Below are 14346 nucleotides of genomic sequence, written 5' to 3' on the forward strand. Positions count from 1 at the left end.
TGACTCACTCCCTTAATCCAAAATCCGATATTTTTCAATACAGAGTATGAAGTTTTTTTTAAACAAAAGCTAAAAGTGTGCTGATTCCTACGATTGATAGGACAATGAAAACGCCAATGGTGAAATATGTAGAAATTACTTGTGAACGTGGGGAAACTGTAATACCCCAGCTAACAAAGAATGACCACAAACCATTTGCAAAGTGGAAAATAGTTGAAATGACACCAACCGCATAGAAACCAAACATGAATGGTGAAGATAGGATGTCTGCCATCATGTCATAGTTAACATGCGCACCAAATGCTGCTGCAACGCGAGTCTGCCATACGTGCCATGTAATAAAGATTAACGTAATGACACCTGATACACGCTGTAATAGGAACATCCAGTTTCTGAAATATCCGTATTTTCCGGCATTATTTTTTGCAGTAAAAGCAATATAAAGGCCATAGATTGCATGAAATAAAATTGGTAAATAAATAATCACTGTTTCTAGGACAATTCTAAAAGGAAGGTTCCCCATAAAATCCGCCGCATTGTTAAAGGCCTCTGGCCCTCTTGTAGCAAAATTGTTGACCACTAGATGCTGCAGTAGGAATACTCCTATTGGAATTACTCCTAGTAATGAATGCAATCTTCGATTCAAAAACTCTCGATTCCCCGCCATAATTAACCCCCCTTGAATTTTTAAAATGATGATAAGCCTTTTTTCTCTATTGATTTTAAATAGAATTTTTAACTTAGCACCAGTGTGACAATTATGTGACAAGTCCATTTTACTCCCATCGGGAAAGAGCGTCAAGAAAACGGATACACAAAAGTCGGTAAAAAATAAAATTTTTAAAATATATTGATATTATAATAAATTATAAGTTTTATTTCTTGCAAATGGAATTATCTTGTATTAAATCCAGTAGAATTACAATAAATAATTCAATTTTATCAATAGCCCATTGTCTTAAATGGGAATGTTAATTATGATGAAAGACATGCTATTATATTGCAAAATAACAATCCTTTACCACTCTAACGCTTTACACTATATTTCATAAAAAGTGTTCTTAACTTAAAGCCGTAATTGTATATAATAGAATGGTAGAAAGAGGGGAAGCAAAATGAATGAAAGTACTGCCGTCGAACTTAATTTACAATCGAATGAACCAAGAAATATTTCACTGTTTGGGTATGAATTGATTCGAGAATTCATACTGCCGGAAATCTTAGGAAAAGACACACCTGAAATCCTTTACTGGGCTGGAAAACGATTAGCTCGTAGTCATCCTTTAAATAGCCTTGATGAAATCATCGATTTTTTCTCAAAAGCCTCATGGGGGCAGCTCGAATTAAAAAGAGAGCGTAAAGATGAAATTGAATTTGAACTTGTCAGCCCGCTGATTGTTTCGCGAGTCAAATCAAAAGCTGAACATTACTTCCAAATTGAAGCAGGCTTCCTAGCCCAACAAATTGAACTCCAAAAACAAGTCATCGCAGAAACCTTCGAACACCCAGTAAAAAAAGCAAACAAAGTCCTATTCACCGTCAAATGGGATCGTAAAGACACCATTTAGATTAGGGTGTAGTTGTTGGTGCAGTTGTTGGTGTTGATGGTGCCTGTCACCACCCGTGGACACTGTCCACCTCAGGCGGACAGTTTGGGCAAAAAGCTTTCCTTGGAGTTTTCTCCAAGGAAGGTTTTTTTTATTTGCTAGAGGTGGCATGTCTTAATAGGAAACCTGTCTGAATACTAGCCTCATTCAGGCAGCAATTAAGCCTTTCAGCCTATGCCTGGTTGTTTAGACCAAATGCTTGGTGCAGTACTTCTACTGCTTTTAGCATGTGTTTTTCTTCGACTACTGCTGAAACTTTGATTTCAGAAGTGCTGACCATTTTAATTTGAATTTGGTTTTTTGCAAGAACTTCAAACATTTGCGCTGCTACCCCAGGGTTTGAAATCATCCCTGATCCAACGATTGATACTTTTGCCAATTTATTTTCAGCATCGAGCTGTTCGTAGTTCAGTACACCCTTGTTATTTTCAAGGACATTTAATGTCTCCATAAGGTCCTGGGTTTTAATAGAGAAAGCAAGATTTGCTGTTTCTGCTTCTGTTGTGCTTTGAACAATAATGTCTACGTTCAAATGGTTTTCAGCCAGGGTTGTAAAAATGGTTGATAAACTTGTTAAAGAATTAGCAAGTCCTATCACACTTACCTTCGTAATTTCATCTTCAAATGCCACTCCACGGACTACAAGGTTTTGTTCCATTGACGCTTCCTCCTCAATCACTGTTCCTTCTACTCTTTCCATACTTGAGCGAACCTCAAGTTTGACTTGATAGTTTTTCGCAAATTCCACTGCTCTTGGATGCAGTACTCCAGCACCTAAATTGGCAAGCTCGAGCATTTCATCATAAGACACTGACTGTAATTTACGTGCACTCTTCACATATCTCGGGTCAGTGGTGAATACACCCGTTACATCTGTATAAATATCACATTTATCGGCCTTTAGTGCAGCAGCGAGGGCCACCGCCGTCGTATCTGAGCCGCCACGGCCAAGAGTAGTAATTTCTCCATTTTCTGTAATCCCTTGGAAGCCAGCGACAATTACCACTTTACCAGCAGCAAGCTGATTTTTTACCGCTTCTGTATTAATGGTCGTAATGCGGGCATTTCCATGAACCGGCTCCGTGACAATTCCTGCCTGCCATCCTGTAAACGAAACAGCAGGAAGATTCTGTTCATTTAGAGCCATTGACAATAACGCAATCGTTACCTGTTCTCCTGTACTTAACAGCATATCCATGTCCCGTTTGTTAGGAGCTGCGGAAATTTCTTTTGCCAGATCCACCAGCTGATCAGTGGATTTCCCCATTGCGGAAACAACCACAACAACCTGATTCCCTTGATCGGTTTCATCTTTTACTCTTTGAGCTACATTTAGAATTCTTTCTACACTTCCAACCGAAGTACCGCCAAACTTTTGTACAATTAAACCCATCTTTTCCCCTGCTTTCAGTTATAGGTTTAGCTATCATTATATGTTTCCCCGCAAAAAAATAAAAAAGCAATGAGAGGGCATCTCATTGCTTGAATACACAAAAAAATTCTGCGTCTACAATGTAAGATAGCTCTCCAAGGCATTAAGCCTTGACAATCCGGCATTTATTAAATGCAAGACCAGCAAAGAAAGAAATGAGACTTTCTTCACTTCGGCGAACATCCCCTTTCATGATTCATCACCGAAGCTCATCCTTCTCCGAATCACTACTATTGAAGCTCGCACCTCTACCTTCACTTTAGTATTAAAAAGTGATAGTAATATAATTTTCACTCATTATAGCATAGTGTCATTTTTCTGACAATCACTAGGATTGAAGTTTTTTAATTAATTCCTCCGCTACAGGAGCGGGAATTCCGATGGCTCTAAACTCTTCAAATGTGGCCTCCTTCATTTTCTTAACCGAACCAAATTCCTTTAACAGCTGCTTTTTACGTTTTTCACCGACACCTGGAATGTCGTCCAACAGTGATTGAAACGCACTTTTCCCGCGTGTTTGACGATGAAAGGTAATCGCAAACCGGTGAACTTCATCCTGAATTCTTTGTAATAGATAAAACTCTTGGCTGTTCCTCCCAAGAGGGATAATTTGAAGTGGATTTCCATATAAAAGCTGAGAAGTCTTGTGCTTATCATCTTTCACTAGACCAGCCAGTGGAATATCTAAACCAAGCTCGTTTTCTAAGACATCTCTGACAGCCTCCACATGTCCTTTTCCACCATCAATAATAATGAGATCCGGCAGCGGCAGTTCCTCTTTTAACGCCCTAGAATACCTTCTTCTTGTTACTTCACGCATCGATTCGTAGTCATCAGGTCCCTTAACCGATTTAATCTTATACTTTCGGTATTCACGCTTATTTGGCTTCCCGTCGATGAAGACCACCATTGCAGATACAGGGTCTGTCCCTTGAATATTCGAGTTATCGAAAGACTCAATTCGATGCGGGGTATAAATACCCATCAGCTCGCCAAGATTTTCAACAGCCTTTATCGTCCTTACTTCGTCCTTTTCAATCAGTGAAAATTTTTCATTCAAAGCAATTTTTGCATTTTTGATCGCCATCTTAATAAGATCTAGTTTCTGGCCGCGCTGAGGCTTTAGGACTTTAACTTGAAGGAGCTGTTCGGCAAGATTTAAGTCAATTTCATCCTGAATCAGAATTTCCTTCGGCTTAATATGATTCGATTTTTCGTAAAATTGACCTAAGAAGGTAAGAATTTCTTCTTCTGGCTCATTGTATATAGGGAACATGGAAACGTCACGTTCAATTAGTTTTCCTTGGCGTACAAAGAATACTTGAACACACATCCAGCCTTTATCGACGGCATAGCCAAAAACATCACGATCCGTAAAATCAGTCATCGTGATTTTTTGCTTTTCCATAATGGTTTCAATATGAATAATTTTATCGCGGAATTCTTTGGCTCGCTCAAAATCCAATTCCTCAGAAGCGCTGGTCATTTTCTCCGTTAGTTCTTTTTTAATCTCTTTAAATCCCCCATTGAGGAAGCGAGTGATTTCGTCCGTCATTTGTTTGTATTGCTCTTCATGTACTTCATTTACACATGGTGCCAGGCACTGCCCTAAATGGTAATATAAACAAACCCTGTCCGGAAGGGTTGAGCATTTTCGTAATGGATAGATTCGGTCTAACAGCTTTTTTGTTTCATTCGCTGCCATGACGTTAGGGTAAGGACCAAAGTATTTTCCTTTATCCTTTTTGACCTTCCTTGTAATAATAAGTTTCGGATGTCTCTCCGCTGTCAATTTTATAAACGGATAGGTCTTATCATCCTTCAGCATGACATTGTATTTTGGGTCGTATTTTTTAATTAAATTTAATTCGAGTAACAGTGCTTCGATATTTGATGAGGTGACAATATATTCAAAGTCCTCAATCTCGTTGACGAGCCGCAGTGTTTTACCATCGTGTGACCCGGTAAAATAGGACCGTACACGATTTTTTAGTATTTTTGCCTTTCCTACATATATGATCGTTCCCTGACGGTCCTTCATCAAGTAGCAGCCAGGCTGATCAGGCAGCAGTGTTAATTTTTGTTTGATAGTCTCATTCATTTCAAGCTGCTCCTCTCCGTCTTTTATTTATCTATCCTAAAATTTTAAATGATAAAGCGGATAAAGAAAAGCCTGATTCTTTTTCCAATGGCTGTGTAAAACTGGCCTGTTGATTTCCGCTCCAATCAACAGGGTGCCAAAATTAATATTTTGGCTTTAACACAGTCTTTCAAAAAATAAAAAACCTTAGCTAGAACGATCCTAGCTAAGGTTATCTATGCTTATACGTGCTTTTCTAATACACCTGCTAAAGCATCTTTTGGCTGGAAGCCGACTACTTTGTCAACTACTTCGCCGTTTTTGAAAACAAGTAATGTAGGGATACTCATAACGCCGTATTTAGCAGCTGTTTCTTGGTTATCGTCTACATCTAATTTAACGATTTTAACTTTGTCGCCCATTTCTGAATCAAGTTCCTCAAGAACTGGAGCGATCATTTTACAAGGTCCACACCATGGAGCCCAGAAATCTGCAAGAACTAGACCAGAGCCTGTTTCTGTAGAGAAATTTGCATCAGTTACATTTGAAATAGCCATTTGTTTATGCCTCCTAAATAAATACTAATTTCTATCGAAAGTATAGCATTGTTTAAACCATCATGCTAATAATCTGTCTCGGATGTAATTTTCCCTAAAAAACGTTTCATATTCTGGCTTATTATATGTAATAAGGCGAACAGTTTCCACTGCTCGCCTTATCTATTATGAATGAACTTTTAACTTTTTAAACTCTTCTGTTAAAAGTGGCACTACTTCAAATAGATCACCAACAATACCGTAATCTGCTACTTTAAAGATATTTGCTTCTGGGTCTTTATTAATCGCCACGATTACCTTGGAGTTAGACATCCCTGCTAAATGCTGGATTGCGCCAGAAATTCCACAAGCAATGTAAAGGTCAGGTGTTACAACTTTACCAGTTTGACCGATTTGTAAAGAGTAGTCACAATAGTCAGCGTCACAGGCACCACGGGATGCACCAACTGCGCCGCCTAGTACATTCGCTAATTCTTTAAGTGGTTCGAAGCCTCCTGCACTCTTAACACCACGTCCGCCAGAGATAACGACTTTGGCTTCACTTAAATCTACGCCTTCACTCGCTTTTCTAACCACTTCTTTGATAATCGCACGAAGATCTTTAATTTCAACGGATAAGGAGGCCACCTCACCTGATCTGCTTTCATCCTTGGCAAGAGGTGCAATGTTATTTGGTCTTACCGTTACAAAAATTAACCCGTCCGTAACAATTTTCTTTTCAAACGCCTTACCAGAATAGATAGGTCTCGTAAAGACAACATTTCCGCCAGCAACTTCAACAGCAGTGGCATCTGAAATTAAGCCGGATGACAGCTTAGCAGCAATTCTTGGGGAAAGATCCTTTCCTAGTGAAGTATGACCAAAAACCAAACCTTCTGGGCTTTCTTTTTCTAGTACAGCAAGTAATGCTTGCGCAAAACCGTCAGAGGTATATTGTTTTAATTTTTCATCTTCAACCACTACCACACGGTCCGCACCGTATTGAACTAACTCTGTTCCTAAAGCGCTAACATTTTCGCCGATTAAAACACCAACTACTTCTCCGCCCTCAGCTACCGTTTTTGCTGCAGCAATTGCTTCGAATGAAACATTACGTAAAGAGCCGTCACGCGTTTCCCCTAATACTAATACTTTTCTAGTCATTCCTTTACCCTCCTGCAAATCGTTTTTGGCTATTCTGAATGAATTCGTGGATTTTACGCTTAAACTACTTTTGCTTCTGTATGAAGAAGGTGAACAAGTTCTTTTACCTGATCATTTAATTCTCCAGATAACACTTTTCCAGCTTCCTTTTTAGCTGGCAAATAAATTTCAATTGTTTTTGTTTTTGCTTCAACATCACTTTCTTCTAGATCTAGATCATCCAATTCTAGTTCATCAAGCGGCTTTTTCTTCGCTTTCATAATACCAGGTAAAGATGGATAACGAGGCTCGTTCAAACCTTGCTGCGCAGTTACCAATAACGGCAGGCTTGTTTCGATCACTTCAGAATCCCCTTCAACGTCACGGGTAACGGTTACATTGGTTCCATCGATTTCAAGCTTCGTAATGGTCGTAACATAAGGAATGTTTAACAATTCAGCAACACGTGGACCTACTTGACCAGAACCGCCATCAATCGCTACATTTCCACCGATAATAAGATCCGCTTCTTTATCCTTTAGATATTCAGCGATGATTTTAGATGTTGTAAATTGATCGCCATTTTCAACATCATCTTCTGTATTAATTAATACAGCTTTGTCTGCGCCCATAGCGAGTGCTGTACGTAATTGCTTTTCAGCTTCTTCCGTACCCACTGAAATAACAGTTACTTCTCCGCCATTTGCATCGCGGACTTGGATTGCTTCTTCAACTGCGTATTCATCGTAAGGATTGATGATAAACTCTGCACCATCCTCATTGATTTTTCCGCCGGAAATAGTAATCTTTTCCTCAGTATCAAACGTTCTTTTCAATAGTACATAAATGTTCATGATTTCCCTCCTATTAATGCAAAGATTTTTTCTGTTTCAAAGATTAAGAAAATTTAACATAAAAAAATATTTTAACTTCTATTTAGAAGTTATTCACCTTTAAAATTTGGCTCCCTTTTTTCAATAAAAGCCTGAATGCCTTCTTTCGCATCAGGAGAAACAAATATTTCTCCGAACAACTCCGCTTCCTTTTTAGAGCCTTCGTAAAACTCTTCGTTTTTTGCATAATTTAATAATTCGATCGTGGCTTTTAATGAACCTGTGCTCTTCTTAGTAATCTTACCAGCTAATTTTAGTGCTTGTTCTAATACCTCATTTTCTTGATACGCATGGTTCGCCAAGCCGAATTGAACCGCTTCCAATCCTGTGATCGGCTCAGACGTAAACAGCATTTCTGCGGCTCGTGCAACCCCAACATATTTCGGAAGACGCTGTGTTCCAGCAAATCCAGGGATTAATCCAAGCTGTAATTCTGGAAGACCAAGCTTGGTATTTTCTCCTACTAATCGGATATGGCATGCCATTGCCAGCTCCAAGCCGCCACCAAGAGCCGCGCCATGAATAGCGGCAATGATTGGTTTAGAAAACTTCTCCATCCGATCAAATAAATCTTGACCATACTTTCCAAGATTGGCAAATCCCTCGGAAGATGAAACCGTAGTGAATTCTTTAATATCTGCCCCCGCAGAGAAGAATCGCCCTTCCCCATGAATCACGATTACCTTAATGTCACGATTAGGTTCAATTTCGTCTAGAACAGCCGACAGTTCTCTTAATAGTCCTTGTGAGAGGGCATTTGCCGGTGGACGTTGAATGGTGATCGTCGCGATAGAGTCTTGATTAGACCATTTTAAGTATTCCAATAGAATCCCTCCTCCTTTTACTCTCGAAAATTAATGACTTCCGCAGCCCCTAATCAAGAGCTGATGAACCGGTTTAGCGAGTGCCACTAAATCGTATTTCTCCTCATTTAAAACCCAGGTTGTCACGGTTTCATCCATCGTGCCAAAAATCATTTGTCTGGCAAGGCGGACATCGAGGTCGCTTGAAAACTCACCCGTTTCTTTTCCTTCAATGATGATCTTATCAATCACTTGTAAATAGCCTTTTAAAACATTGTTTATACGTAAACGTAATTCTTTATTGGATTGTCGTAATTCAAGCTGGGTTACGATTGCCATGTGATGATCATCAGAAAGGTTTTTAAAATGAGCTTCTATCATCATTAATAACTTCTCCGCCGCCGTCTGTTTTCCTGCTATCATTTCATCTATTTTTTCAATAAAGCTTCCCATTTTTTCTTCGAAGAGTGAGATGAGAATGTCTTCTTTGTTTTTAAAATAAAGATAAATGGTGCCATCAGCAACACCAGCCTGCTTTGCAATTTTAGAAACCTGTGCCTGATGATAACCTACTTCTGCAATAGCAATTACTGCTGCGTCAATGATTTGCATGTATTTTGGTTTATTTTTTTTCATAATAATTCTCCCTCCTCCCGAAGAAAGTGCAATTAGTAATTTAAAAAAGAAAAAATATGAATGAATAATCATTCATATTTTTATAATAGATTTTAGTTGTATTCCTGTCAAGAATTACAGGACATTTTTATATTACTTTACTGCCAGCCTAGGGACAAGCTTTTTTATGCAAAAAAAAAAAAGAAGTGCAGTAAATGAGGGGATTAGGCATGTTTTTTGTTTTCTTCCTCTATTTTTCTCATTTCTTCTTCGACAAGCGTTCTTCTTAAGATCTTTCCAACAGCTGTTTTCGGCAATTCTTCTCTAAATTCATATAATCTTGGTGCCTTATATGCCGCTAGATATTTCCTGGCATATTGGTTTAAGTCATCCGAGGTAACCTGTGAGCCTTCTTTTAAGACAACGTATGCTTTAACAGTTTCGCCCCGATAAGGGTCAGGAATTCCCGTAGCAACAGCTTCCAAAACATCTGGGTGTTCATATAATACTTCTTCAATTTCTCTAGGATAGATGTTATACCCTCCTGCTATGATCATATCCTTCTTTCTATCTACTACATAAAAATAACCTTTATCATCCATATAGCCAAGGTCACCTGTATACAGCCAGCCATCTTTTATCGTTTCCTCCGTTGCGTCAGGACGGTTCCAATAGCCTTTCATAATTTGAGGACCTTTAACGATAATTTCTCCTATTTCTCCAACCGGCATGTCTTCGCCATCATCCATTGAAACGATTCGTACTTCGGTATTCGGCCAAGGAACACCAATACTGCCTTTTATCCGTTCACGATCCCATAGGAAATTAGCATGTGTGACAGGAGAAGATTCTGTTAGTCCATATCCTTCAACGAGTTTCCCTCCTGTAATGGCCTCAAACTCCTCTTGGACTTCAATAGGGAGTGGAGCAGAACCGCTTAGACAGGAATCAATCGATGATAAATCATATTTTTTCAAATCAGGATGATTTAATAGTCCGATATAAATCGTTGGCGCACCTGGAAACAAGGTAGGACGCTGCTTTTGGATTGTCTTTAGGGTGGTCAATGGATCGAACTTAGGTAATATAATCATCTTATACGCCTGCATAACCGATAAAATCATCACGATTGTCATTCCATAGACATGGAAAAATGGAACAATACCTAAGACAGATTCCTCACCCGGTTTTGCTTTGTATAGCCATGCCGTGCACATGGAAGAGTTCGCTACTAAATTCCTATGTGTCAGCATAACCCCTTTTGGAGAACCTGTTGTACCGCCCGTATATTGAAGCAGCGCAACATCCTCTTCAAAATCAAAGTCATATTCTACGAGTTTTTTAGGCTTTAATTTAACGATCTCTTTAAATAAATGGGTATTGCCTTCATGTTTAACGTTAACGACAATTCCATATTGTTTTTTCTGGATAAAGGGATAAACTAGATATTTTGGAAATGGCAAGTAGTCTTTGATAGCGGTTACAATAATGTGCTGCAAATCAGTTTGCGGCATCACCTTAGAAGCGCGTGGATAGAGGATGTCGAGTGTGATGATCGCTTTCGCTCCGGTGTCTTTCATTTGGTATTCAAGTTCACGTTCGGTATATAACGGGTTCGTTTGAACGACAATCCCTCCAGCCATTAATATACCAAAATAACTTATGATCGATTGTGGTGTATTGGCAAGCATAATCGCAACTCGGTCACCTTTTGAAATACCAATCTGCTGAAGATAGCTGGCAAAGGATAACGCTTCATCGTAAAGCTCTTTATACGTCATTTCCTTTCCCATAAAATGAATCGCCGTTTTTTCTGGAAAACTTCTTGCTGCATCTACTAAATACTGCTGAACAGGTTCTTTTCGAAATTCCAGTTCTGCAGGAATTTCCTCAGGATAATGCTGCAACCATGGTTTAGAATCATACATAGTAACCCTCCTTTTTATTCTACTGAAAAATTTCCCACTACTCTTTCATTATAATATAGTCAGACTGTTTAAACAATTGGAATAATAATATATGTTTACTATTTCACGATAAATAAATCACCGCTGATTGGGGATAAATCTCGGGGCTTGCCTGCACGGCTTGTTGTCGTTGTGCATTGATGTTCTAGGCGATATGCAGGTTATGACAACAAAAAGGGTGGCAGCATCTATTGAATGCTGTCACCCAAACTTTTTTAAACAACTGCAGGCTTTTCAGCAGCCAGCGGGTTTTTTACTCTTCCAAATTCAGAAGCATGAGGCCGGTCATCGCCATCGCCATATCCATATTCAATCATCCGGTTCCGGTTGAGGCAAAGTTTTTTAAAGGATGGTCTCAGCAGATCAAACAGCCCAAATCGTTCTTTCAGTTCAGGGAACTGCGCCTGATAAGAAAGAATCGTCTCTCTTAGCATGTTCCAGAAAACAGCTTCATCCAGTTCCCTGCTCCGATGAAGAATGTCTGCGAGATAGCGGAAGTGGCATACGAACAATCCGGTAAAGATAAATTGACAGAGTCCTTCCGGAGCCTCGCTTCTCAGTACATTTTTTAACTCTGCTGAAATGTTTTCCAACTCGGACAGCGGCTGATCACTGATGTTCACATCATCCACAAAATCTTTAATGGCGAGACGATGCGGTTTGCTGTCCTTTAAAATGACAACGGTATTCTGACCGTGCGGCGAAAAAACGGTTCCATATTGATATAAGTAGTGCAGAAGTGGCGGAAGTACTACATCAAAAAGCTGTTTTGTCCACTCTTCTGCGTTGAGGCCAGCCTTTTTGGCAAGTTCAAGCGCATAGGATTTTCCGTCCTCCCCAACATATAAAAGCGCAGCCAGGGTTATCGCCTGCTCTCCTTCATCCAGGAACGAATAAATACTTTCTCTCCAGATGACACCGAGCATTTCAAGGAATTGATAAGGAGCCCCTTGCAGCTTTGTATAATCTGGATGAGCGTAGTTCATGCTTGCTATTTCTCCAGGGAGCACAACTCTGCATGTATCACGCAAAAATGAGTCACGATCCCTGATTCCCTGAATATGCTGCGTGATTTCCGGTGCAAGCACCACCCGCTCAGACGGCAGGCCGCGATAAACGAGTGTATTCAAAATGCTCATCGGAAGCTTCACATGATATTTCATCTTATCTTGCATGTTCACGAACGTTCTGATGGATTGCTGTGGCAGGTACACATCTTCTCCTTTTCCAAGATAAACGATGCGCTTTTCAAACAGCTCTTCTGAAAATAGTGGTACCAATACATGATTCCACTGCCATTCATGAACGGGCATGAAGAAATAGTCCTCAGGCTGAATACCTTCCTCATGCAGAACCTTCTGAAACGTTACCCAAAGGGAATCACCCAGCTCGCTTTTCAGTAAATCTTCATAATCTACTTCTTCAATTGAATGAAAGCTCCCCTTCTCTTTTGAAACAGCTATCCAGTCAAGCTTTACCCCCTTCTTCTGTTCCGGCGCATACTGTAGATAATCCGTATAGGAAAATCCGATTCTTCCTTTGTTATATGTAATCCATGGATGACCGGTCATTTCCCCTTCAAGCTCGGCATAATCGAGTTCAAGGAGGGACTCAGTCCGCTGATTTTCCTGGCTGGCCATAATATGGGCATCTGCGAGCAGCGTCCGTTTATATTCTTCAATCAGATAAGCGGCAGTAAATGGTTTGATGCCTATTTCCTTTTGCAGCTCAAGCAGAAAAGCAACTGCGCTTTTAGCATTTGCCCATTCACCGCCTGTTTTTATCTGAATAGTGTCAGGGTCTATCCAGTAGCTGTCCATAAGCCGTTCTTCCGCCTGGAATCTGTACATCGTCCCTCCGTTTAATAAAAGGTGATAAAGACCATCTGTTTTCTCTGCTGAAATCATGTCTTCATATAAAAACTCTGCAATCATTTTGGCAAGCAGCCGTTTGTTTGCTGTTTCCCAGTGCCTTTTTTTCACGTTCGCTTCCATTTCATTCACTCTCCTATACGGTTTGTTTCTTTCGGGCAAGATGCTGAATCCCAAAGTGCTGAAAGACATTTTTTTCCGGAATCTCAAAAATCGTTTTACCCGCAATCGAATTAATAATAACGGCATTCCGATAAGCGCCAAGCCCCAGATCAGGCGCTCCTACCCCATGGGTATGAAGCTCGCCGTTTTGAATAAATACCTTGTGCTCATCTCTTGTCTCATGCATTTCGGCCTGATAGTTTCTCGAAATAACTGGGCGTCCAGCTTCGTCCCATTTCATCGAATGAGCCAGGCTGCTGAATGCTTTGGGCCAGAGGGTTTTGTATCCTGTTGCAGCGATAACGGTATCTGTTTCAACCGTAAACGATTCACCCTCCTCCCTGTGATAACAGTCGAGCTCCAGACCGCCGCCATATTCAGAGATATCTTTCACCGCCGTTTTGGCAAGGAGCTGTACGTCCGGCTTTTGCCCGGCTATCGTTCTTTCATATAAAAGATCGTAAATGTCAGCAATCGTATCTGCGCTTATTCCCTTATAAAGAGAATCCTGCTTTGGAACAACTTCATCTTTCAGGCTTTGAGGCAAGCGGTAAAAATAATCCGTGTAATCAGGTGAAAAATGTTCAAGTCCGAGCTTGGAATATTCCATCGGAAAGAAACCGTCTGTTCGTGTCAGCCAATTTAGCTTATAGCCCGCGGTTACCTGTTCTTTTAAAAGCTCAAGGAAAACCTCTGCTGCACTTTGCCCTGAGCCGATTACTGTGACTGTCTCTCCCAGTGCTTCATTCCTTCTATGCAAAAACTCAGAAGAGTGATAGAGATTCCGGCTGCCTGCCGCCGTCCATTCCGGCAGATTCGGGGCACTTCCCATTCCCAGAACCACATGCTTCGCGTAATAAGTCTCCACATGTCCTGTCAAAACATCTTCTACACTCACTTCATAGCCATCCGCATGCTCAGCTGCATCAATGACTCTTTTGCTGAACCGGCATGATGACAGCTGCTTTGAGACCCATTGAAGATAATGGTTATATTCTCTGCGGGGTATATGGAACGATTCTAGAAAATAGAAGTGGTACAGCCTATTCTGGTGATGCAAATAATTCAAAAAGCTGTATTTACTCGCAGGATTCACCATTGTAACGGCATCAGCCATAAAAGGAACCTGAAGAGTCGTTCCTTCGATTAATAATCCTTCATGCCAGGCAAATTCCGGTTTTTGATCAAAAAACAAAGCGTCCATTCCGCCAATTTCATCTATAAGGGCAGCCATACC

Annotated in this window: 12 protein-coding genes and 1 riboswitch; of the genes, 1 reads left to right on the top strand and 11 read right to left on the bottom strand. The window is 40.3% G+C overall.

What is annotated here, in order from left to right:
* Window positions 1–58: 58 nt before the first annotated feature.
* Window positions 59–667, bottom strand: coding sequence for a succinate dehydrogenase cytochrome b558 subunit (locus ACIQAA_RS03575; RefSeq protein ID WP_402615057.1), 609 nt, complete (start codon window positions 665–667; stop codon window positions 59–61).
* A gap of 448 nt (window positions 668–1115) precedes the next feature.
* On the opposite strand from ACIQAA_RS03575, the gene ACIQAA_RS03580 reads away from it, so the two are divergent.
* Window positions 1116–1568: a YslB family protein gene (locus ACIQAA_RS03580; protein ID WP_402615060.1), complete on the top strand. Its 453-nt coding sequence runs from the start codon at window positions 1116–1118 to the stop codon at window positions 1566–1568.
* A gap of 211 nt (window positions 1569–1779) precedes the next feature.
* Here ACIQAA_RS03580 and ACIQAA_RS03585 read toward each other — a convergent pair whose 3' ends face one another.
* The 10 genes from ACIQAA_RS03585 to ACIQAA_RS03630 all read right to left on the bottom strand — a co-directional run bounded on the left by ACIQAA_RS03585 (window position 1780) and on the right by ACIQAA_RS03630 (window position 14343).
* The gene (locus tag ACIQAA_RS03585) at window positions 1780–3000 is read right to left on the bottom strand and encodes an aspartate kinase (RefSeq protein ID WP_402615062.1); all 1221 of its coding nucleotides are present in this window, start codon (window positions 2998–3000) and stop codon (window positions 1780–1782) included.
* Between the two features lie 119 nt (window positions 3001–3119).
* Window positions 3120–3298, bottom strand: a riboswitch (Lysine riboswitch).
* 69 nt (window positions 3299–3367) lie between these two features.
* Complete coding sequence (gene uvrC, locus ACIQAA_RS03590) at window positions 3368–5140, bottom strand: excinuclease ABC subunit UvrC (protein ID WP_402615065.1); 1773 nt, start codon at window positions 5138–5140, stop codon at window positions 3368–3370.
* Window positions 5141–5361: 221 nt separating this feature from the next.
* Window positions 5362–5676 carry a thioredoxin gene (gene trxA / locus ACIQAA_RS03595; protein WP_402615068.1) on the bottom strand — a complete coding sequence of 105 codons (315 nt, stop codon included), beginning with the start codon at window positions 5674–5676 and terminating at the stop codon, window positions 5362–5364.
* Window positions 5677–5841: 165 nt separating this feature from the next.
* The gene (locus ACIQAA_RS03600; RefSeq protein WP_402615070.1) at window positions 5842–6819 is read right to left on the bottom strand and encodes an electron transfer flavoprotein subunit alpha/FixB family protein; all 978 of its coding nucleotides are present in this window, start codon (window positions 6817–6819) and stop codon (window positions 5842–5844) included.
* A 59-nt stretch (window positions 6820–6878) separates the two neighbouring features.
* Complete coding sequence (locus ACIQAA_RS03605; protein WP_402615073.1) at window positions 6879–7652, bottom strand: electron transfer flavoprotein subunit beta/FixA family protein; 774 nt, start codon at window positions 7650–7652, stop codon at window positions 6879–6881.
* Window positions 7653–7741: 89 nt separating this feature from the next.
* Window positions 7742–8515: an enoyl-CoA hydratase gene (locus ACIQAA_RS03610; protein WP_402615076.1), complete on the bottom strand. Its 774-nt coding sequence runs from the start codon at window positions 8513–8515 to the stop codon at window positions 7742–7744.
* Window positions 8516–8545: 30 nt separating this feature from the next.
* A complete protein-coding gene (locus ACIQAA_RS03615) occupies window positions 8546–9130 on the bottom strand; it encodes a fatty acid metabolism transcriptional regulator FadR (protein ID WP_402615079.1) in 585 nt (194 codons plus the stop codon).
* Between the two features lie 203 nt (window positions 9131–9333).
* Complete coding sequence (locus ACIQAA_RS03620; protein WP_402615082.1) at window positions 9334–11037, bottom strand: long-chain-fatty-acid--CoA ligase; 1704 nt, start codon at window positions 11035–11037, stop codon at window positions 9334–9336.
* 254 nt (window positions 11038–11291) lie between these two features.
* Window positions 11292–13070 carry an IucA/IucC family protein gene (locus tag ACIQAA_RS03625; protein WP_402615085.1) on the bottom strand — a complete coding sequence of 593 codons (1779 nt, stop codon included), beginning with the start codon at window positions 13068–13070 and terminating at the stop codon, window positions 11292–11294.
* A gap of 13 nt (window positions 13071–13083) precedes the next feature.
* Window positions 13084–14343 (bottom strand): lysine N(6)-hydroxylase/L-ornithine N(5)-oxygenase family protein, encoded by a 1260-nt coding sequence (locus ACIQAA_RS03630; protein WP_402615608.1) that lies wholly within the window; start codon window positions 14341–14343, stop codon window positions 13084–13086.
* Window positions 14344–14346: the final 3 nt, after the last annotated feature.

It is taken from the genome of Neobacillus sp. NPDC093182, assembly GCF_044754045.1.

Bases quoted from the DNA above. Each gene is read 5' to 3' on its own strand.
- ACIQAA_RS03575 (WP_402615057.1), bottom strand. From the start codon at position 667: ATGGCGGGGAATCGAGAGTTTTTGAATCGAAGATTGCATTCATTACTA.
- ACIQAA_RS03580 (WP_402615060.1), top strand. From the start codon at position 1,116: ATGAATGAAAGTACTGCCGTCGAACTTAATTTACAATCGAATGAACCA.
- ACIQAA_RS03585 (WP_402615062.1), bottom strand. From the start codon at position 3,000: ATGGGTTTAATTGTACAAAAGTTTGGCGGTACTTCGGTTGGAAGTGTA.
- uvrC (WP_402615065.1), bottom strand. From the start codon at position 5,140: ATGAATGAGACTATCAAACAAAAATTAACACTGCTGCCTGATCAGCCT.
- trxA (WP_402615068.1), bottom strand. From the start codon at position 5,676: ATGGCTATTTCAAATGTAACTGATGCAAATTTCTCTACAGAAACAGGC.
- ACIQAA_RS03600 (WP_402615070.1), bottom strand. From the start codon at position 6,819: ATGACTAGAAAAGTATTAGTATTAGGGGAAACGCGTGACGGCTCTTTA.
- ACIQAA_RS03605 (WP_402615073.1), bottom strand. From the start codon at position 7,652: ATGAACATTTATGTACTATTGAAAAGAACGTTTGATACTGAGGAAAAG.
- ACIQAA_RS03615 (WP_402615079.1), bottom strand. From the start codon at position 9,130: ATGAAAAAAAATAAACCAAAATACATGCAAATCATTGACGCAGCAGTA.
- ACIQAA_RS03620 (WP_402615082.1), bottom strand. From the start codon at position 11,037: ATGTATGATTCTAAACCATGGTTGCAGCATTATCCTGAGGAAATTCCT.
- ACIQAA_RS03625 (WP_402615085.1), bottom strand. From the start codon at position 13,070: ATGGAAGCGAACGTGAAAAAAAGGCACTGGGAAACAGCAAACAAACGG.
- ACIQAA_RS03630 (WP_402615608.1), bottom strand. From the start codon at position 14,343: ATGGCTGCCCTTATAGATGAAATTGGCGGAATGGACGCTTTGTTTTTT.